14 protein-coding genes are annotated in these 20,140 nt (G+C 61.9%); 4 read left to right on the top strand and 10 right to left on the bottom strand.

Translation table 11 applies throughout. The features are described 5' to 3' along the window. Positions 1–59: 59 nt before the first annotated feature. The 8 genes from QMX89_RS07745 to QMX89_RS07710 all read right to left on the bottom strand — a co-directional run bounded on the left by QMX89_RS07745 (position 60) and on the right by QMX89_RS07710 (position 12,370). Positions 60–1,499 (bottom strand): efflux transporter outer membrane subunit, encoded by a 1,440-nt coding sequence (locus QMX89_RS07745; protein WP_282347689.1) that lies wholly within the window; start codon positions 1,497–1,499, stop codon positions 60–62. Beyond that, complete coding sequence (locus QMX89_RS07740; RefSeq protein WP_282347688.1) at positions 1,496–4,603, bottom strand: efflux RND transporter permease subunit; 3,108 nt, start codon at positions 4,601–4,603, stop codon at positions 1,496–1,498. The genes QMX89_RS07745 and QMX89_RS07740 overlap by 4 nt, the downstream gene beginning before the upstream one ends. Next, positions 4,600–7,755 carry an MdtB/MuxB family multidrug efflux RND transporter permease subunit gene (locus tag QMX89_RS07735; RefSeq protein ID WP_282347687.1) on the bottom strand — a complete coding sequence of 1,052 codons (3,156 nt, stop codon included), beginning with the start codon at positions 7,753–7,755 and terminating at the stop codon, positions 4,600–4,602. Before QMX89_RS07735 ends, QMX89_RS07740 begins: the two co-directional genes overlap by 4 nt. Beyond that, positions 7,752–9,047: an MdtA/MuxA family multidrug efflux RND transporter periplasmic adaptor subunit gene (locus QMX89_RS07730; protein WP_282347686.1), complete on the bottom strand. Its 1,296-nt coding sequence runs from the start codon at positions 9,045–9,047 to the stop codon at positions 7,752–7,754. Before QMX89_RS07730 ends, QMX89_RS07735 begins: the two co-directional genes overlap by 4 nt. Before the next feature lie 322 nt (positions 9,048–9,369). Next, positions 9,370–9,870, bottom strand: coding sequence for a thiol peroxidase (tpx, locus tag QMX89_RS07725; RefSeq protein WP_056842552.1), 501 nt, complete (start codon positions 9,868–9,870; stop codon positions 9,370–9,372). Positions 9,871–9,996: 126 nt separating this feature from the next. Next, on the bottom strand, positions 9,997–10,260 hold the full coding sequence (locus QMX89_RS07720; protein WP_282347685.1) for a DUF1652 domain-containing protein: 264 nt from the start codon (positions 10,258–10,260) through the stop codon (positions 9,997–9,999). Positions 10,261–10,509: 249 nt separating this feature from the next. Then, positions 10,510–11,004, bottom strand: coding sequence for a hypothetical protein (locus QMX89_RS07715; protein WP_049860176.1), 495 nt, complete (start codon positions 11,002–11,004; stop codon positions 10,510–10,512). 88 nt (positions 11,005–11,092) lie between these two features. Next, the gene (locus tag QMX89_RS07710) at positions 11,093–12,370 is read right to left on the bottom strand and encodes a serine/threonine transporter (protein WP_282347684.1); all 1,278 of its coding nucleotides are present in this window, start codon (positions 12,368–12,370) and stop codon (positions 11,093–11,095) included. A gap of 287 nt (positions 12,371–12,657) precedes the next feature. On the opposite strand from QMX89_RS07710, the gene QMX89_RS07705 reads away from it, so the two are divergent. The 3 genes from QMX89_RS07705 (at position 12,658) to QMX89_RS07695 (ending at position 16,098) form a co-directional block, all read left to right on the top strand. Continuing rightward, positions 12,658–14,085 carry an MFS transporter gene (locus QMX89_RS07705; protein ID WP_282347707.1) on the top strand — a complete coding sequence of 476 codons (1,428 nt, stop codon included), beginning with the start codon at positions 12,658–12,660 and terminating at the stop codon, positions 14,083–14,085. A gap of 172 nt (positions 14,086–14,257) precedes the next feature. Then, positions 14,258–15,256: a Gfo/Idh/MocA family oxidoreductase gene (locus QMX89_RS07700; RefSeq protein ID WP_282347682.1), complete on the top strand. Its 999-nt coding sequence runs from the start codon at positions 14,258–14,260 to the stop codon at positions 15,254–15,256. Positions 15,257–15,309: 53 nt separating this feature from the next. Further along, the gene (locus tag QMX89_RS07695; RefSeq protein WP_282347681.1) at positions 15,310–16,098 is read left to right on the top strand and encodes an IclR family transcriptional regulator; all 789 of its coding nucleotides are present in this window, start codon (positions 15,310–15,312) and stop codon (positions 16,096–16,098) included. Positions 16,099–16,232: 134 nt separating this feature from the next. Here QMX89_RS07695 and QMX89_RS07690 read toward each other — a convergent pair whose 3' ends face one another. Further along, the gene (locus tag QMX89_RS07690) at positions 16,233–17,042 is read right to left on the bottom strand and encodes a sugar phosphate isomerase/epimerase family protein (RefSeq protein ID WP_049860171.1); all 810 of its coding nucleotides are present in this window, start codon (positions 17,040–17,042) and stop codon (positions 16,233–16,235) included. A gap of 282 nt (positions 17,043–17,324) precedes the next feature. On the opposite strand from QMX89_RS07690, the gene QMX89_RS07685 reads away from it, so the two are divergent. Next, positions 17,325–18,116: an SDR family oxidoreductase gene (locus QMX89_RS07685; RefSeq protein ID WP_282347680.1), complete on the top strand. Its 792-nt coding sequence runs from the start codon at positions 17,325–17,327 to the stop codon at positions 18,114–18,116. A gap of 22 nt (positions 18,117–18,138) precedes the next feature. Here the strand turns inward: QMX89_RS07685 and QMX89_RS07680 are convergent, their stop codons facing one another. Beyond that, the gene (locus tag QMX89_RS07680; protein WP_282347679.1) at positions 18,139–20,103 is read right to left on the bottom strand and encodes an EAL domain-containing protein; all 1,965 of its coding nucleotides are present in this window, start codon (positions 20,101–20,103) and stop codon (positions 18,139–18,141) included. Between the last annotated feature and the right edge of the window lie 37 nt (positions 20,104–20,140).

Genomic DNA, 20,140 nt, shown 5'->3' with positions numbered 1-20,140 from the left:
TGACCAGGGCGTGCGGGGTTTCAGAGGTGGTACGAAACGCGGTTGCCGACGCCGCTGGCCTATTGTGCCGGTTCCTGCCAGCCGCCGCCCAGCGCCGCGATCAACTGCACGCTGGCGACCAGCCGACTCTGCATCAGGGTCAGCACGCTGCGCTCGTTGCTCAACGCCGTTGCCTGTACGTTGACCACGTCAAGATAGCCAATAAGCCCGGCCTTGTATTGGTTTGATGTGAGGCGCAACGACTCGCGGGCCGCTTGCAAGGCCTCGTTGCGCACCGACGCTTCTTCGTCGAACACCTTCAACTGGCTCATGTAGTCTTCGACTTCACGGAACCCGTCGAGCACGGTCTGACGATACTGCGCGACCGTCTGGTCGTAGGCCGCCTCGCTGCGGTCCACCTCCGCCGCACGCTGGCCGCCGTCGAACAGGGTCATCGCCAGTTGCGGGCCGACCGACCAGAAACGGTTGGGCAGCGAGATCCAGTTGCTGAAGCTGCTGCTGCTGTAACCGCCGGAGAGGCTCAAGGTCAGATCAGGAAAGTAGGCGGTCTTGGCCACGCCGATTTCGGCATTGGCCGCCATCACCGAGCGCTCGGCGGCGGCAATGTCGGGACGTCGCTCGAGCAGCTGCGACGGGACGGCCAGAGGGATCGCCGGCAACGCCGGGATCTCGGTGCTCGCGGCCAGACTGAACTCGGCCGGTGCCATGCCGATGAGCACGGCAATGGCATTTTCCAGCTGGGCTCGCTGCCAGGCCAGATCGATCAGGTCGGCCTGGGTACTCTTGAGCTGGGTCTGTGCCAGGAACACCGCATCCTTGCCGGAAATCCCTGCCCGGTACTGGTTCTGAGTCAGGTCGAGCGAGCGCTGATAGGCTTGTACCGTGGCTTCGAGCAGGCGCTTCTGCTCATCGATGACCCGCAATTGCAGGTAGTTCTGCACCAGCTCCGACTGCAGGCTCAGGCGCATCGCGGCCAGATCCGCAAGGCTGGCCTGGGCACTGGCCCGATCAGCCTCCAGCCCGCGGCGCAGTTTGCCCCAGATGTCGGCTTCCCAGCTCACACCCAGCTGCGTGTTGTAGGTATCGCGAATACCACTGCTCGACTGGCTCAGGCTCGAACCGCTGCTGCCGGTCCCCTGACTGGAGCGGGTCTTGCCCGCGCTCAGGTCGACGGTCGGAAACAGCGCGCCACGGGTACTGCGGACCAGCGCCTGGGCTTGGCGGTATTGCGCCTCGTACTGGGCAACCGTCTGGTTGGAGCGGTTGAGCCTGAGCACCAGGGCATCGAGCTGGCGGTCACCGTACAGCTCCCACCAGGCGCCGCGCGCCATGGCATCGCTGGGATTGGCCTGACGCCAGCCATCGGCCTGCTTGAATTGCACCGGCGTGGCGATCGTCGGGCGTTGGTAGTCCGGGCCCAGGGTGCAGGCGCCCAGCATCAGGCTGCACAGTGCCACACTGGCCAGGCGCGAGACGCGCGGAAAAACGAAATCGGTCATAGCGGAGTGTCCAGAGCGGCATCGGTACGCACGCCGCGCCACTTGTTGAAGCGGTGGCGCAGGCGGTCAAGATAGAGGTAGACCACCGGAGTGGTGTAGAGCGTGAGGATCTGGCTGAACACCAGGCCACCGATGATGGTCAGGCCCAGCGGACGACGCATCTCGGCGCCTGCGGCGGTGCTGAACATCAACGGCAGCGCGCCGAGAATGGCCGCCATGGTGGTCATCAGGATGGGCCGCAGGCGCAGCAGGCAGGCCTGGCGAATGGATTCGGCCGGGCCCAGCCCTTCATTGCGTTCGAGCTGCAGCGCCAGGTCGATCATCATGATCGCGTTCTTTTTCACCACGCCAATCAACAGAAACAGGCCCAGCAGCGAGATCAGGCTGAACTGGCCACCGGTCAGGTAGATGCTCAGCAAGGCCCCTACCCCCGCCGATGGCAAGGTCGAGAGAATGGTCAGCGGGTGAATGTAGCTTTCATAGAGAATGCCCAGCACCAGATACACCGCCACCAGCGCGCCGAGAATCATGAAAGGCTGGCTTTTCTGCGCGGCCGCGAAAGCATCGCCGGTGCCCGCGACCTTGACGATGATGTCCTCGGGCAGGCCGACACGCACCAGCGCGCGCTCGATCAGTGGCGTGGCAACGTCCAGGGTCACCCCGCTGACCAGGTCGAAGGAAATGCTCTCCGAGGCGAACTGCCCCTCGTGGCTGACGCTGTCATCGGCCAGGCTGTTTTCGTAGTGAGCGATGCTCGACAGCGGCACGCGCTTGTTGTCCGTAGTGATCACCTGGACCTGCTCCAGGGTGATCGGATCCTGCGCGTATCTGGGGTTGATCTCCATCACCACCTTGTACTGGTTGAGGCTGTCGTAGATGGTGGAAATCTGCCGTTGGCTGTAGGCGTTGTTGAGCACCGAGGTCACGGTGCTCATGTCGATGCCCAGGCGCTTGGCCTTGTCGCGGTCGACGATCAGGGTCACCTGGGCGGCACCGCGGCCTTCGCGGGCATCGATGGCGGTCAATTCCGGCAGCGCGCGGAAGGCCGCGACGATTTTCGGGTACCAGGTGCGCAGCGCGGACAGATCGCCGCTCTGGATGATGTACGAATACTGCGAGGTGCTCTGCTCCCGGGCCCCGCCGAACTGCAGGTCCTGGTCGGCCATCAGCATCAGGCGGCCGCCGGGCACCTTGGGCATTTCCTTGCGCAGACGCTCGATCACCTGCTGCGCGTTGATCTTGCGTTCTTCGATGGGCTTGAGGCGAACCAGAATGGTCGCGTTGTTGCTGCCGTTGTTGCCACCGATGAAGCCGGCCACGCTGTCGACCGCCGGGTCGGCGAGCAATGCGCGGCGATAGGTTTCCATCTTCGGCTGCATGACCGAGAAAGAAAGACCGTCGTCGCCGCGCACGAAGCCGATCAACTGGCCAGTGTCCTGCTGCGGCATGAAGGTCTTGGGCACCACCACGTAGAGGGCCACGTTGCCGATGATGGTCAGCAGCAAGCTGAGCAGGGTCAGCCTGCGGTGACGCAGAACCCAGCCCAGGCTGCGGTCGTAAGCAGCGACCATGCGCTGGTTGACGCGGTGACTGAAGCGCTGCAGGCGGTTGTCCTTCTCGGTCTCATGCGGCGTCAGCCAGCGCGCGCAGAGCATCGGCGTCAGGGTCAGTGAGACGAACAGGGAAACGACGATGGCCACCGCCAGGGTGATCGAGAATTCGCGGAACAGGCTCTCGATGATCCCGCCGATGAACAGGATCGACAGGAACACCGCCACCAGTGAGACGTTCATCGACAGCAGGGTGAAGCCGACTTCCTGGGTGCCCAGGTAGGCCGCGCGCAATGGCGGCACGCCGTTATCGATGTGTCGGGAAATGTTCTCCAGCACCACGATGGCGTCGTCCACCACCAGCCCGGTTGCCAGGATCAGCGCCATCAACGACAGGTTGTTGAGGGAGAAGCCCCACAGGTACATGATCGCGAACGTCCCTACCAGCGACACCGGCACGGCCAGGGTGGGAATCAGCGAGGCGCGGAAATTGCCGAGAAACAGGAACACCACCAGCACCACCAGCACCACGGCGATGAGCAGGGTCATCTCGGCCTCGTGCAGGGTGGCGGTGATCACGGGCGAGCGATCCATGGCGATGTTCAGCTCGACACTGGCTGGCAACAACGCTTCCAGGGCCGGCAGCTGTTCCTTGATCTGGCTGACGGTCTGGATGATGTTGGCCCCGGCCTGGCGGTTGATCACCAGCAGCACAGCCGAATTGTCATTGTAGAACCCGCTGTTGTAGCGGTCCTCGACACCGTCGGTGACCTTGGCGACGTCGCTCAGGCGCAGTACCGAGCCGTCCTGATAGCGGATGATCAGCGGCTTGTAGTCGTCGGCCTTGTCCAGCTGGTCGTTGGCCTGCACCTGCCACTGGCGCTCGCCGTCCTCGACGAAGCCGATGGGGCGCCGCACGTTGGTCCCGTCGATGGTAGTGCGCACGTCATCGAGCGAGACGTTGTACTGGTTGAGCAACTGCGGCTCGAGCTCGATGCGCACCGCCGGCAGCGAGCTGCCGCCGATCTGCACCTCCCCCACTCCAGGCACCTGGGACAGGCTCTGGGACAGGATGGTCGACGCCAGGTCGTACAGCTGACCCTTAGCCAGCACGTCGGAGGTCAGCGACAGGACCATGACCGGTGCCTGGGAAGGGTTGATCTTCTTGTAGGTCGGCATGCTGCGCATGCCACTGGGCAGCAGGTTGCGCGACGCGTTGATCGCCGCCTGCACTTCCCGCGCCGCGCCATTGATGTCGCGGTCCAGGTCGAACTGGAGAATGACCCGGGTCGAGCCCTGGCTGGAACGGCTGCTCATGGTGGTCACGCCCGGAATGGCGCCGAACGATCGCTCCAGCGGCGTGGCCACGGTCGAGGCCATGACCTCGGGGCTGGCGCCGGACAGGTTGGCCGACACCACGATCACCGGGAAATCCATGCTGGGCAGCGGCGAGACCGGCAACAGGCTGAAACTGACCCCGCCCAGCAGCATGATCGCCACGCTCATCAGGAAGGTCGCCACCGGGCGACGGATGAAAGGTCCGGAGAGGTTCATGAATCAGCCTGTTGCACGACGGTGGGCTGGCGTCTCCAGCGCCGGCCCAGGCGGTCGAAGTACAGGTAGATCACCGGCGTGGTGAACAGCGTCAGCACCTGGCTCACCAGCAGCCCGCCGACCATGACCAGGCCCAGTGGCTGGCGCAACTCGGCACCCGAGCCGCTGGCGAGCATCAGCGGGATCGCGCCGAACAGCGCGGCCATGGTGGTCATGAGGATCGGCCGGAAACGCAGGAGCGCCGCTTGGTAGATCGCGGTCTCGGGATCCAGCCCCTGATTGCGTTCGGCCTCCAGGGCGAAGTCGATCATCATGATCGCGTTCTTCTTGACGATACCGATCAACAGGATGATGCCGATGATGGCGATCATGCCCAGGTCGTTACCGCTGATCAGCAGCGCCAGCAAGGCGCCTACCGCCGCCGAGGGCAAGGTCGAAAGAATGGTGATCGGATGGATGTAGCTCTCGTAGAGCACGCCCAGCACGATGTACATGGTGACGATGGCCGCCAACACCAGCAGCAGGGTGCTCTGCAGCGACGCCTGGAAGGCTTCGGCCGCGCCCTGGAACTGAGTCTGCACGCCCAGTGGCATGCCGATGTCGCGCTGCACCTGCTCGATGACGTCGACTGCCTTGCCCAGCGCAACCCCGTCGGCGAGGTTGAACGACATCATCACTGCCGGGAATTGACCGATGTGGGCGATGGCCAACTGGGCCTGGCGCTGTTCGATGTGGGCCAGGCTCGACAGGCGCACCTGGGTGCCGCTGGTGGCAGTGGTGTCGCTGTCGGCCGTCTGATTGGTCGTGCCCGTGCCATTGACGCTGGCCTTGACGTAGATCTGCTCCAGCGCCTGCGGCCCGAGGGTGCTGGCGTCGGTGGCCTGCAACACCACTCGGTACTGGCTGGACTGGGTGTAGATGGTGGAAATCTGGCGCTGACCGAAGGCATCGTACAGCGCGTCGGTGATATCGGCGACATCCACCCCGACCCGCTTGGCCGCATCGCGGTCGATCACCAGGTACACCTGCAGGCCCTTGTCCTGCAGATCGCTGGCCACATCGGTGAGTTCAGGGCGCTGCTTCAGCGCGTCCACCAGACGAGCGCTCCAGGTGGCGAGCAGGTCGGCGTCCGGGGATGACAGGCTGAACTGGTACTGAGTGCGGCTGACCCGATCCTCGATGGTCAGGTCCTGCACCGGCTGCATGAACAGGCGCACGCCGAGCAGCTTGTCGACCTCGGGCTGCAGTCGCGCGATCACCTGGCTGGCGGTGAGGTCGCGTTCGCTGTGGGGCTTGAGGTTGATCAGCAAGCGTCCACTGTTGAGCGTGGCGTTGTCACCGTCCACGCCGATGTACGAAGACAGGCTGGAGACGGCCGGGTCCTGCAGGATGATCCTGGCCAGGTCCTGCTGTCGCTCGCCCATGGCCTTGAAGGAAATCGACTGCGGCGCCTCCGAGATGCCCTGGATGACGCCGGTGTCCTGCACGGGAAAGAAGCCCTTGGGCACCACCAGGTACAGGAGCACAGTCAGGCCCAGGGTGGCGACGGCAACCAGCAGCGTCAGCGGCTGGTGCCGCAGCACCCAACGCAGGCCGCCACCGTAACGAGCGATCAGCCAGTCGATCCAGGCGCCACTGGCCTTGTAGAAGCGGCTCTGCTCTTCTTCCTTGGGCTCGCGCTTGAGCAGGCGTGCGCACATCATCGGGGTCAGCGTCAGCGAGACTACAAGGGAAATGAGGATGGCCACGGCCAGGGTGATGGCGAATTCACGGAACAGGCGGCCAACCACGTCAGCCATGAACAGCAGCGGGATCAGCACCGCAATCAGCGAAAACGTCAGCGACAGCAGGGTGAAGCTGATCTGCCGCGCACCCTTGAGCGCAGCCTGCATCGGTGTCTCGCCTTCCTCGATGTGGCGCGAGATGTTTTCCAGCATCACGATGGCATCGTCGACCACGAAGCCCGTGGCCACGGTCAGGGCCATGAGGGTGAGGTTGTTGATCGAAAACCCGGCCAGGTACATCACGCCGAAGGTGCCTACCAGCGACAACGGCACAGCAATGGAAGGAATCAGGGTCGCGCTGAAGCGGCGCAGGAACAGGAACGTGACCATGACCACGAGGGCAATGGCGATCAGCAGCTCGTGCTGAACGTCGGTTACCGACGCGCGGATGGTCTGGGTGCGGTCGGTCAGCACCGTAACGTCGAGCCCGGCCGGCATGGTGTCGGTGATCGTGGGCAGCAGCGCCTTGATTCGATCGACCACGTCGATGACGTTGGCGCCCGGTTGACGCTGGATGTTGAGCAACACCGCCTGATTCTGGTTGGCCCAGGCAGCCAGCCGTTCGTTTTCGGCGCCGTCGACGATCTGCGCAACGTCACGCAGCCGCAGCGGGCCGCCGTTGTTGTACGCCAGGATCAGGTTGGCGTATTCCTCGGGCGAACGCAGTTGGTCGTTGGCGTCGAGCATCGACACCCGTGTGGGGCCATCGAAATTGCCCTTGGGCTGGTTGACGTTGGACGCACCGACTAGGGTGCGCACGTCGGACAGGTTCAAGCCATTGGCCGCCAGCGCTTCGGGGTTGACCTTGATCCGGACCGCCTGACGCTGACCACCGGCGATGCTGACCATGCCCACGCCGCTGATCTGCGCGATCTTCTGCGCCATGCGGGTGTCGACCAGGTCGTTGAGCTTGGGCAGCGGCATGGTCTTGGAACTGATGGCGATGGTCAGCACCGGGGTGTCGGCCGGGTTGACCTTGTTGTACACCGGCGGCGCAGGCAAGTCCGAGGGCAGCAGGTTGCTGGCGGCGTTGATCGCCGCCTGCACCTGCTGCTCGGCGACGTCCATGTTGATCTCGAGGCTGAAGCGCAAGGTCAGCACCGACGCGCCGCCCGAGCTGGTCGAGGCCATCTGCGTCAGGCCGGGCATCTGCCCGAACTGGCGTTCAAGCGGCGCGGTGACCGCGCTGGTCATCACCTGCGGGCTGGCGCCGGGGTACAGCGTCATGACGCGAATCGTCGGGTAGTCGACCTGCGGCAGCGCCGACACCGGCAGCAATCGATAGGCGAGCACGCCCGCCAATACGATGGCGAGCATGGTCAAGGTCGTGGCGACAGGGCGCAGGATGAATAGCCGCGAGATATTCATGCCCCGGTCTTGCCCTTCTCGCCCGGCACACCGGCGCCATCCTGCCCCTGCAGATGCTGCCCCGGCGTGGTAGGAACCTTGGCGCTGTCATCGACCACTTCGACCCGGCTGCCATCGCGCAACCGATCGGTGCCTTCGAGCACGACCCGATCACCTTGGGCCAGACCTTGTTCGACCACAGTATTGGTGCCGTCGGTGGGGCCCACCTTGAGCTGACGGATCTTGACCTTGTCGTTACCGTCCATGGCGTAGACGAAAGTGCCGTCGACGCCGTACTGCACGGCTGCCGAGGGCACCAGCACCACCCCTTTGAGGGTATCCGAGAGCAGACGCACGTTGACGAACTGGTTGGGGAACAGGGCCTCGTCCTGGTTATCGAAGCGAGCCTTGAACTTCAGGGTACCGGTGGTGGTGTCGATCTGGTTGTCCAGGCTGCCCAGCACGCCGGTGGCCTGCTTGCGCGTATCGCCCCGGTCCCAGGCTTCCACGGTCAGCTTGGCGCCGCTGCGGTAACGCGCCAGCACTGGTGTGAGTTCGCTTTCAGGCAGGGTGAAAGCCACGGTGATCGGTTGTACCTGGGTGATAACCACCAGCGCGCTGGTGTCGTTGGCAGCCACCAGGTTGCCGATGTCGAGTTGGCGCAGTCCCAGCCGACCGGCGATGGGTGCGCGAATACGGGTGAAGTCCAGGTTGAGTTTGGCGTCGTTGACCGCCGCCTGGTTGGTCTGGATGGTGCCCTGGTACTGCCCCACCAGCGCCTGCTGGGTATCCAGGGTCTGGCGAGCGATGCTGTCTTCGGCGAACAGGCCTTTGTAACGCTGCAGGTCGATCTGCGCGTTTTTGAGTTGTGCCTGGTTCTGCGCCAGCGTTCCCTGGGCTTGCTGCAACGCGATTTCATAGCTGCGCGGGTCGATTTCCGCCAGCAGGTCGCCAGCCTTGACCCGCTGCCCCTCCTGGAAGTTGACCTTGACCAACTCCCCGGCCACACGGCTGCGCACATTGACAGTATTGATCGCGGTCACCGTGCCCAGCGCCTTGAAGTACACCGGGAAGTCACCGGTGACCACATCGGCTACCCGCACCGGGGTAGGCTCGGCCGAACCGCCGAAACCGGGGCGCGCGGAACTCGCATTGCGCCCTGCACTGGCGGGTGCGGCGGTGCCGTTCTCCGAGCTTTTCTTGGCCGGCCAGAACCACCAGCACAACGCGGCGACAACCAGCACCATCAACAGGCCGAACAGCCAGCGACGCGATTTACGGGGACCTGGGGACTGCATTGAATGATCGACCATTGTGCGGGAGGACTTCTACTTTGAGGAGGCTGAACGATAAGGAGTCGGCGGGCATAAGCAAAGCGCCTTTACGGGCAATTTACCTTGGCCGGAAATGCAGCGAGGGTTACAGGCGATCAACCTGTAGCAGCGGCGCGAGCCGCGTCACAGGCTACGCGGAGCATCTGACCCCACGCGGCGCCATCGGACGCGGCTTGCGCCGCTGCTACAACGACATCGCACCCCTGTAGCAGCGGCGCGAGCCGCGTCACGGGCCACGCGGAGCATCTGACCCCACGCGGCGCCATCGGACGCGGCTTGCGCCGCTGCCACAGGGAATACGTTACTTCAAGACAGCGAGGGCCGCCGCGTAGTCAGGTTCCTGGCCGATTTCCGGAACCAGTTCGCTGTGCAGCACCTTGTCGTTCTCGTCGAGGACAACGACGGCGCGGGCGGTGAGGCCCTTGAGGGCGCCTTCGGCGATGTCGACGCCGTAGGCGCGGTGGAAGTCATGGGCGCGGAAGGTCGACAGGTTCTGCACGTTCTCAAGGCCTTCGGCACCGCAGAAACGGGCCTGGGCGAACGGCAGGTCAGCCGAGATGCACAGGATTGCAGTATTGGCCACGTCGTTGGCCTGGGCGTTGAACTTGCGCACGGAAGTGGCGCAGGTCGGCGTGTCGATGCTTGGGAAAATGTTCAGTACCTTGCGCTTGCCGGCCAGGCTTTGCAGCGAAACGTCAGCCAGACCGCCACCCACCAGAGTGAACGCCGGACCTTGGGCGCCGACCTGTGGAAGCTCACCGTCGACTTTGATCGCGTTGCCTTTGTGCGTCACTTGAGCCATGAACCTTATCCTTTTTCGGGAATGAGAAAGGGCAAAGTTAAGCATGAAAACGAGTGCCTGGCCTACGCGAAAAGTGAAAATAAACGTTCCGTACTGAGATGCACTCAGGCTGGCCGCAGAAATGCATCAACCGGCTCTGGCGTGGGACTCTGCCGCTGTTGGCCGGGGCCGCGCTCGCAGTTCGAGAACCAGCCTTGCGCGCTCGCGGGCATTGGTGACGCGGTCAAGAGGAATGTCCGCCCTAACCATCTCGACTTCATCGGTCTGGGGATTCATCAACTTCACGCACACTGACTGATCGCCAGTAACTGTACACACGCATTTCTGCGGCAGGAACGACAGTTCGACGAGCCTGCGCAGTTCCAGTGCGCTGAGTCCGGGGGGCAGCATGGTCAATCTCCTCTGGGGCCGGTGATTGGCGTCCCACCCGTGACGCATTCGGTCTCGGGACTGCAGAACGTTTCGTGTTTCTCAAGGTATATACCTGCTTTCACGCAGGCGCAACGGGAGTTTTCGGCCTACCCCAAGATTCCGATAAGCTGCTGAAACATAAGGATATAAAATAGTTGTACAGATCATTCGAAGAAGCGTTTCAGCACGTCAAGACCTGTACACCCGTCGTCGACAGCGCAGCCCTGATCAGTCGCGAGACTTGGGAATCAGCCCCTGCAACTGCTGGGCGAAGAAGTGCGCGTCCAACTGACTGGATTCCGCCTCCTTGGTACCGCGATCCTTGCGCCAGAACCAGGCGCCGTCGGCCGAGTCCTTGACGATGGAAATGCTACCGTGCCGATCCGAGGTCAGGCCTGCCACGGCAATGACCATCGCCCCGCCCTGCCCCATGACCTGCGGCACCAGCTCGACCCGACGCTGCGCCAGGATGATCGCCAGGGACTCGCTGATGAAGGGCGAGTGATCGCTGGGGTAGGTGCTGCTGGTGGCCACCCAAGGCGTGCGCTCGATCACCAGCAGTTGCCGCTCGGTGAGCGGCGCCAGCCAGGTTTCGATCTGAGCGAACAGAGCCTGGATACTGTCCCGCCAGTGCTGGCATTGATCCTTGAACGCCTGTTGCTGGCGTTGTTGGGTTGCGGCATGTTGCTGGAGCATGTCAGCCAGTTGCTGTACTTCGTCCATCGCTACCACCTCGGTGCGCGCCCGCCCTGGACTGACCGCAAATCGGCCGCCGCAGGTCGGGCATCGGTGGTCAGTGTAACAGGCTTGGTCACACGCTCAGGGAATAGACCAGCGCCGAGATGGCCACAAGGCCGACCAGCGTCACGAATACGTTGGACATGTGACCAGCGTACTTGCGCATGGCCGGCACGCGACGGATCGCGTACATCGGCATGAGAAACAGCAAGGCGGCAATGACCGGTCCCCCGAAGCTCTCGATCATGCGCACGATGTTCGGGTTGAGCGTGGCGACCAGCCAGCAGACCAGCAACATGAACAATGCGGTGAAACGATCCAGGGCCTTGGGATTGGGACGGCGGCCGGACTTCAGCACCAGGCCCTTGATGCCTTCGCTGGCGCCGATGTAGTGCCCCAGGAACGACTTGGCGATAGCCACGATCGCGATCAGCGGCGCGGCGAAGGCGATCACCGGGTTGCTGAAGTGATTGGCCAGGTAGGACAGGATCGACAGGTTCTGTGCCTTGGCCTCGGCCAACTGCGCAGGCGACAGGGTCAGCACGCAGCTGAACACGAAGAACAGCACCAGCACCACCATCAAGCCATGGGCGCGGGCCAGGATCTGGCTGCTGCGTTGGTCGGCGAACTCCCCGTAGCGGCGTTTCTGGTCCACCGCGAAGGCCGAGATGATCGGCGAGTGGTTGAACGAGAACACCATGACTGGAATCGCCAGCCACAGGGTATGAATGAACGCCCCCGGCGCGGGCATCTCGCCTGCGGTGGCAAGGATGCCGCCGTTCCAATGGGGGATCAGGTACAAGGCCAGCAGCAACAGTGCAACGATGAACGGATAGACCATCAGGCTCATCGCCTTGACGATGAATTGCTCGCCACAACGCACCACGATCAACAGGCCCAGGATCAATACCAGCGCCAACACCGCCCGCGGCGGGGTCTGCATGCCCAGCTGGTGCTCCATGAAGCTGCCGACGGTATTGGTCAGGCCGACGCTGTAGATCAACAGGATCGGAAAGATGGCAAAGAAATAGAGCAGCGTGATCAACGCCCCGGCCTTGATGCCGAAATGCTCCTCCACGACATCGGTGATGTCGGTCCCGGCGCGTCCGGACAACACGAAGCGAGTCAGGCCCTGATGCGCGTAGTAGGTCATCGGAAAAGCGAGCACTGTGAGAATCATCAGTGGCCAGAAGCCGCCGAGGCCGGCGTTGATCGGCAGAAACAGCGTGCCGGCGCCGATCGCGGTGCCGAACAGGCCCAGCATCCATGTGGTGTCATGGCGGTTCCAGGGCGTCAGCGCGGCGGGCGCCTGCGCGTATCGGGGGTCAAGGCTGTTGGCTTGCTCGTTCATCCGTTCGAATCTCCGCTTGCCGGTGTTCAATCGATGGCCGGAAGCGGAAAAACGTGCAGCTGGCAGCGCTCCGACCTTGAAAAGGGGCGTGATTGTCCAAGATTGTGCAAGGAAAGCAAAGGGTTACTCGAGCAACGGTGCGCCAAAGCCATTGCGACCCCTCGCCCAGGCGACGGATTGCAACCCAAGCGCGCGCAATGGCGTGCAGACCGCTTGACGAAACAACCTTTCAAGAACAACATTACAAGTGGAACGCCGTTACAATAATAAAATCCTGGAGCAATCCCATGAGCGATACCTTGCAACCCGACCCGAATTCCAAGCGCCAGTCGAGGAAAGCCGCCGCGAGCGGGTGGATAGGATCGGCGCTGGAGTACTACGACTTTTTCATATACGCCACTGCTGCGGCGCTGCTTTTCCCGCAACTGTTTTTTCCGACAGACAACCCGACTGTCGGCATCATCGTTTCACTGGCCAGTTTCGGTGTCGGGTACATCGCCCGACCGATCGGTGCCGTGGTGCTGGGACATTTGGGCGACCGACATGGGCGCAAGACCGTGCTGGTCTACTGCATGTTTCTGATGGGTTTCTCGACGCTGAGCATCGGGCTGCTTCCGACCTACCAGCAGATCGGTATATGGGCGCCGGCGATATTGATCTTCCTGCGCCTGGTGCAAGGCTTCGCCGTCGCAGGCGAAGTGTCCTGCGCCAGTTCCATGACCCTGGAGCATGCACCCGACGGGCGTCGCGGATACTTCGCCAGCTTCACGCTGCAAGGCGTACAGGCCGGGCAACTCCTGGCCGCTGCAGTGTTCCTCCCGCTCGCCCAATTCATGCCTGCCGATCAGTTCGCTGCCTGGGGCTGGCGGATTCCGTTCCTGCTGAGCGCCGTGGTACTGGTGGCCGGTTGGATCATCCGCCGTGAAGTTCATGAAGCCCCGGTGTTCACCGAAGCGAAGACTCACGCCCAACCCGAGAAATTGCCTGTGGTCGAAGTGATCACGCAAAGCTGGCGAGATGTGCTGCGGGTGATCTGCATGGCGCTCTCCGCGGTGCTTGCCATCGTCGCCTCGGTCTTCGGCGCAACCTATGCAGTCCAGCCTGCCTACGGGATTGGCTTCCCTTCCGGGGTGTTCATGTGGATTCCGGTACTGGGCAATTTGTGTGCAGTCGTTCTCATCCCCTTCGTTGGAAAGCTGTCTGACAGGATTGGCCGTCGACCTCCGGTCATCGTAGGTGTCCTGTGCGGCGGGCTGCTGTCATTCGCCTATCTCTACGCGATCAGCATTCACAACCTGTGGCTGTCGCTGATTCTGTCGCTGCTCATGTGGGGCGTAGCGTACCAAGGGTTCAACGGCGTTTTTCCAAGCTTGTTCCCTGAACTGTTCCGTACCCGGGTTCGGGTTACGGGTATGGCGATCGGTCAGAACATCGGCGTGGCCTGCACGGCGTTCCTCCCTGCCCTGTTCGTCACCATTGCGCCTCCCGGAACCGAGAACATTCCCCTGAAAATCGGCGCATTGACGTTCGGCATCTGCGCCATCTCTGCATTCGCCGCGTTCACTACCCGTGAAACCTACCGCATACGCCTCAAAGACCTGGGCGACCCCAATGCCGTACCGATGTCGCAAGAGGAATATGAACGGGTGCAGGAACTGTCCAGCCGCAAGCCGGCAATGAACGTACCTCAATCGGTGTCGGCAACACGTTCCTGACGAGCACCAGGCGGACTGTAGCGGTACTGTTCAGTGCTCTGCGCAGCGCCACATGCAGCTGGACTCACAGGCCCGATGCAGGCAGAAGGGGATGACACCCTCTGCTTGCGCCAGGCGGCCCTGTGGCGACCGCCGGGCCTGACACGCCACCACCATCATAAGGAATGAATGTGTGAACGTTGTTCTTCTGGAAGTAAGCCATTGGCACACGCCGCTGTATCTGGATGCTTTGGAGCGGCTGGCCGATGTCACCGTCACGGCGGTATCCGACGCTACCGGGACACGCGGTCCCGCCCTGGCCCAGCGCTTCGGTGCAAGGCTCTATGGTGATTGGCAGACGCTGTTGCAGGACCAGCCAGCTGACTTCGCCTTCGCCTTCGGTCCACACGATGAACTCCATGCCATGGGCAAAACGCTGATCGAACGACACATCCCGTTCGCCATGGAAAAGCCTTGCGGGCTCACTCGGCAAGAAGTGCTGGAGTTGCAACGACTGGCCGAAGCGGCTGATCTGTTCGTGGCCGTACCGCTTATCTGGCGGCACAGCGAACTATTGAGCCGGCTCAAAAGCGCAGCGCTGCACACCGGCGCCAAATGGAGGACCCAGTCATTTCGATTCAATGCCGGCCCACCCGATCGTTACCTGACCAACAGCTGCGCCTGGATGCTCGACCCACGACGCTCGGGAGGCGGCTGCACGATCAATCTGGCCGTTCACTTCGTTGATCTGATCGAGCAGATTTGCGCCGAACGCATACGCAGCGTTTCTGCGGTGATGTATCGTGACCCGCAACTGGCGGCCGTGGAAATTGGCTCCATGATGACCTTGGTAACCGAGAGCGGCTGCATCTGCACCATCGAAACGGGATACAACTATCCGGCCAATACCCCGGAACAGCGTGAGTATTCATTTTCATTGTCGAGCGATCGGTTCTACGCCCGTTCGACCGCAGAAGGCATGCGTATCGTCGATGCGACCGGCCAAGCCAGCGATCTGCAGATGAGCCTGAACTCGGACGTGTATTACGACAACTTCGTGACCGATGTTCTTGCTGCTGATCGTGACACTGCCTATAAAGGTGCAAGACTTGCGACAATGCATACGGTCCTGAGTATCATCGAGGCTGCTTATGAATCGGATCGCCTGGGTGGCCTTCCCGTTCGGCTCTAGCATCGTGAAGCAAAGTTGCCTGGCGTCGGCCGGCAGCGTAGAGGATTGGAAACTTGTCGCATATTGGACGTTACTTCAACACCCTGGAACTGCTGCTTGCTCATCCGGGTGGTCTTTCTCTGTCTGAGATCAGCGAGCAGACCCAAGTTGCGATGGCAACGGCGCACCGCATATTGAGCGCGCTTCGAGAAAGGGGATATGTTTGCCAGGACGAACAAGATCACTACCGCTTGACGCTGAAGATTCCCAGCATGGGCATGAGTTTCATCAATGAAACGGGATTTGCCAGAATCATGCAGCCATTGCTGGACGAACTGGCCGTTGAAACCGGCGAGCACGTTCGGCTGGCGGAGGTAGCGGAAGATCATCTGACCTGGGTACTTCAGGCCACCAAGAATACTCGGGGCCTGCAATACCGCCGGGCCTTGGATGAAAAGATCATCCCGCACACGACCGCGGCAGGAAAAGTGTGGCTGTCGACCATGCGCGACGAGCGCGCCATGCGGATCCTGTCAGCCTGGGACATAGAAAACACCCGAAACTATGCAGGCCCCAACGCGCGTGTTTCGATTCGCGACATTTTCGATGACATAGCCTTGATTCGCAGCGAAGGACATGCGGTCGTGCGCGAGGAAGGCGAAGTCGGCGTGTGCGTAGTAGCAGTGGCGGTCTTCGACGCCTCGCGCCCAGCCAACACCGCGCCTGTGGGGACTCTGAGCATTGCCGGCCCCATAGCACGCATGCGCGAAGAAACGCTTGATGCACACCTGGCAAGCCTCAAGCGTTCAGCCATCAAGCTGGGCGAACACTGGGCGCTCTGGAATTCGGTGAGCGAAGAATGATTCGTTGCCCCCATCGCGCGCATGCAGGCGCTGCGATATGCCAAGTAACGTCCCATGTGCCTGGTCCCTTCTGATCCCTACGCCTGCAACGGATCGCATTGCAGGCCCTGAGGGCCTGCAAACCCGTGGGCTGACTAGGGAATTTTCCATCCCTTGGCGCGCAGGTCCGCCACACCCTTGTTCAGTTCATGCAACGCGTTTTCCTCGCGGATAATTTCCAGCACGCAGTTTTCGATACCGCAGGTGGCTTGAACGGCCTCACCCAGCCCTACGAAGTCGACTACACCGGTCCCAACCGGATCATGCCCCCAGACATCCATACCGGTGTCCGACACATGCACAAACTCGATAGCAGCGTGGTACGCCAACAAGCTCGCGACCGGATCTTCAGCGATGTACGCGGCGTTGGCGATGTCGTAGACAACCCTGACCGTGTCATCGTTGAGGGTTTCGACCACTTCTGCCAGTTGCGGCATCGTGGGGGTGAAGCAGTACGGCGTGTTCTCGAGAAGCAGCCGGACACCGGCCTGCTTCGCCATCGGTGTCAGCACCGCAAGGCTTTCGTACATCCAGTCGTAGGTCTTTTCCAGTGGCGGAGAAATCATCGGTCGACGAGTACCAGGTGATATCACTACTTCTTGCGTGCCCCAGGCGGCTGCCAGATCGATCACTGCCTTGATGTGGTCGATACTTTTCCGACGCATGTTCGCGGCGGGGCTGGCCAGATTGATGTCATAGCCGCCAGCGTTTAGGGATCTGACCTTGGCACCGTAACCCAGCAGCCGCACGTAGGCTTCGGACTGCTGGGCAGTCGAGAGTTCCACGGGCCAGCAATGGGGCGAACTGACAGGCACTTCGAACACGCGATGCCCGTGCTCGGAAAGTTCGGCGATGGCATCGATGGCCGTGGACGCCCATAGGTAGGAAAACGTGCTGATGATCATGCTGAAATTCCCTTCTTGTTATTGTTTCGACAAATGGAGAACGCCACGGCCTATGAGTCCGGTGATTGGCCAAGGCCATACAACGCCTCGGTCTTACTTGGCCAGCGGATCGCCGCACTAGCAGCCGGGGTACGCTAGAAAAAGACCAAAAAAACATAATGGAATCGAGTTACGTTGTCAATTCGATTGCAAAGCGCAAGCTGTTTTCGTATGTTGGCATTGTTTCGAATGTCCCGGTTCAAACAACGACATCCAATAAATCCAATAAGAAGGACTGCATCAATGAGAGCTCTGGTCAGTGGTGGTAGCAGTGGTATCGGCGCGTCGGCCTGCATAAGAATCGCGGAGGCAGCTCTGGCTCGGGGAGTCCAGCCTAGAATTGCGGTCTGTGGACATGCCCCGAATGACACACAGAAAGAAGTCGTCAGGTCCATCGAGGCTATGGGAGGAGTCGCCATTTCATTGTGCGGCGATCTCGGCAAGGATGAAGTACCGAGTCAGCTGGTGGCGACAGCGGTCGCGGAGTTCGGCGGGCTTGACGCCCTGGTGGCCAATGCCGGCATCGCCAGTCCTGGCAAGATTTGCGACCTGACGCTTGCAGATTGGGACGATATGTTTTCGGTCAATCTACGCGGCGCTTGGCTCCTCGCCAAAGCCAGTTACCCGCATTTGCGCGAGAGCGGTGGTGCGGCCTGTTTTACCTCTTCAATGTCTGGTCAGATTCCACATGCCGGCTCGGGCGCCTACAGCCCTACCAAAGCGGCATTGACGATGCTTGCCCAGACACTGGCCCTGGAATGGGCGCCCGAAGGTATCCGCGTCAACGTGGTCTCTCCGGGCATGACACACACACCGATGTCCGAAAAGATCTACGCTGACCCACAACTCAAGAAAGCCAGAGAGGCAATCATCCCGTTGGGCAGGATTGGCCAACCGATCGATATCGCAAACGTGATCGAGTTTCTGGTCAGCCCATTGTCAGGATACGTGACGGGGCAAGATATCTGCGTCGACGGTGGCTTCTCCAAGTCCATCCTCAACCACATACCCGGCCGGCCCGGCTCGAAATCCTGATCACGGCAAAGTCCAAGCGTCGTCAGCGCTGAACCGGAGCATGGTCCAGGGCAATCCAGTCCGCGGTATCCAGCGCGGACATGGGCCGGGCGAAGTAGTAGCCCTGCACATAGCGGCAGCCCAATGCGACCAGCGCCTGGACCTCCTCTCGGGTCTCCACGCCCTCGAAAATGCAATCCAGGTCCATGTCCTGGGTCAGTGCGAGCAGGGATTTGACGATTTTGTAACTGGCCGGCTTCTCATGCAGGCGGGCGACGAAACTGCGATCGACCTTGAGTTTGGTCAATGCCAGCGCATGCAGGTGACTGAGGCTGGAATAGCCGGTGCCGAAATCGTCCAGGGAAATGCCGCACCCCAACGAGCGCAGGGTGGCGATCGCTTCCTGGACCAGATCCAGATCCTTGAGGGTCGCCGTCTCGGTGATCTCCAGGTCGACCCGACTCGGATCGAACAGCCCACTGGTGAGCAGCTGGACGATGGCCTGGACCGCGTCGGGCGAACCGCAGTCATGGGCCGAGAGGTTGAAGGAAAGACGAATCGGCGCCGGCCAGGCCGCGGCGCCCCGCAAGGCCTTGGCCAGCAGCGGCAGGGTCAGGCGATTGATCATGCCGCTGCGCTCGGCGACCGGAATGAACTGGCCAGGCGGAACCGGCCCCAGCTCTACGCTCTGCCAGCGCGCCAAGGCCTCGAAGGCGACGGTGGCACCGGTCTGCAGGTCGACGATGGGCTGGAAGGCGACATGGAATTCACCCTCAAGATCCGCCCGTCGCAACGCCTGTTCGGTGATGATCGCGCTTTGCAATTGCTTGCGGTGCGCAGCCGAGAACAGCGACATATGGCCGACGAAATGGTGCTTGCTCTGGTACAGCGCGTAATCGGCGTACTCGAACAATTCATGGGCATTGCCGGCCAGATCGGGAAAGGTCGCCAGGCCCATGGATGCGCCCACCTGGATCGGCACATCGACCAGAAGGTACGGTTTGCTCAGCTCCACACAGATGCGTTCGGCGAACAGGGAAATCTCCAGGTTGTCGCCACAGTCGGGCAGGATCAGCGCGAATTCGTCGCCTCCCAAGCGCGCGACCTGGACATTATCGGGCAGCAGCGCAGCCAGGCGTGTACCGACCTCGGCCAGCAGGCGGTCGCCGACACTGTGACCGTACAGGTCGTTGACCGGCTTGAAGCCATCGAGGTCGAGGATGCCCACGCCCAGGCGTTGCCCCTCCTCGCCCGCCTTGGCCAGGCAGGTGTCCAGGCAGTTGAAGAACCAGCGCCGATTGGGCAATCCGGTCAGGCTGTCCTTGTTGGCCAGTAAAAAGTTCTCGTCGCTCAGGGCTTCGCTGCGCGCCTGGGCGTTCACCAGTCCGGTGAAGTTGCGATAGTTGTTCTGCAGCACCACCAGCATGATGCCGGTGACCAGCAACACGTTGACGCTGGTGGCGATGAAGGTGGGGTTGTCGGTGGAGGCAAAGAATGCGACGAAGGCGACGTTGACCACCACCGCCGTCATCAGGGCCGCAGAGCGCAGGTGCATCAGGCAGAAAATGCAGCCGATCACCGTAATGGCCATGTAGAAGGCCACGTGCGCCTTGGCGTAACTGTCGCCATAGGGAAACAGCGCCAGGGCCCATACCGTGAAACCGACGGCGACCACGCAGCAGATACGGTTGGTGCGCGCCAGTGCCTGGGCGACCTCGACGTCATCGGGTTGCTGCTGCCAGCCTCGACGCCAGGCCACCGCCCGCACCAGGCTGATGAGGGTCAACACCAGAGGGATGTGCACGGTCATCCACACCGGCGAACTGGCCATGTGGGTAAAGGCCAGTGCCCAGCTGTTGATCAGCAGGATGAAGTACATCAGAGGAATCTGCCTGGCCAGGGCCTTGTACTGGGCCGCGAGCAGACGCGAGTTGCCTTGAGGTACGCTGCACAGCCGTTTGATCAGAACGAACAGGCCGGTGCAGGAAAAGCGTCTGGTCGTAGACATCATGTCCGAATGTATGGCTGTAATCAGAGGGTGTCGG

It is taken from the genome of Pseudomonas sp. PS01301 (assembly GCF_029960215.1).
GTDB classification, from domain to species: Bacteria; Pseudomonadota; Gammaproteobacteria; order Pseudomonadales; family Pseudomonadaceae; genus Aquipseudomonas; species Aquipseudomonas coleopterorum.
Note: the sequence above shows the minus strand (reverse complement) of the source record. Positions and strands in the feature narration are given on the sequence as shown.